Consider the following 749-nt stretch of genomic DNA (forward strand, 5'->3'; position numbering starts at 1 on the left):
CACCGCGATGCTGGCGCCGGAAGGCTGACCGGCGCACAGCATGGCGAGGGGCGTGGCGGTCATCAGCAGCGCCATCACGGCGTAGCCCACCACAGCGCCGGCCAGGGCCAGGCGGAAATCCGGCTGGCGGGCGATCTCCCGCAAAGGCCGCGGCAAAGGGCCGACAGCGCCCGCTGCGGCAGCCTCCGGCGCAGGCAGGTGCAGCAGGCACGCCACCCCGGCCGCCAGCAGGGCCAGCACGGCGAGCACCACGAAACTCGCCTGGAAGGGCACGCCGCTGAAGTCGCGGGTGGTGCCGGCGATGAAGGGCCCGAGGAAGGCCGCCAGCACGCCGCCGGCGAGGGTCAGGGCGACGGCCTGCCCGCGGGCCGCCGCCGGGACGGCCTCGGCCGCCGCAAACCGGTAGAACTGCCCGGCGGCGCCGAACACCCCGACGCACAGCCCCGACAGCACGAACACCGCAAAGCTGCCGTAGGCCAGGCCGGCCGCCGCCAGGGCCAGCCCCGCAGCCCCGACCAGCGCCGCGCCGGCGAACACCGGCCCGCACCCCCACCGCGCCATCAGGCGGGCCAGCGGATGGAGCGCCAGCATGGTCGCCAGGTACTGCATGGCGAGGGGCAGCGTGGTCCAGCCCGGCGCGGCGGACAGCCCGACGCTGACCAGCACCGAGGCCGACAGCATCAGGCTGACGACGGTCATCACGAAGGCCTGGCTCAGGGCCAGCAGCAGGACATTGCGGTTCATGACGG

1 protein-coding gene is annotated in these 749 nt (G+C 74.9%); it reads right to left on the minus strand.

Features of this window, described 5'->3' with window-relative positions; translation table 11 throughout:
- The coding region (locus L6Q67_RS23700; protein ID WP_296576020.1) for an MFS transporter at positions 1-749 on the minus strand (749 nt) is incomplete at both ends.

The sequence above is a fragment of the Zoogloea sp. genome (assembly GCF_023150065.1).
GTDB lineage: Bacteria > Pseudomonadota > Gammaproteobacteria > Burkholderiales > Rhodocyclaceae > Zoogloea.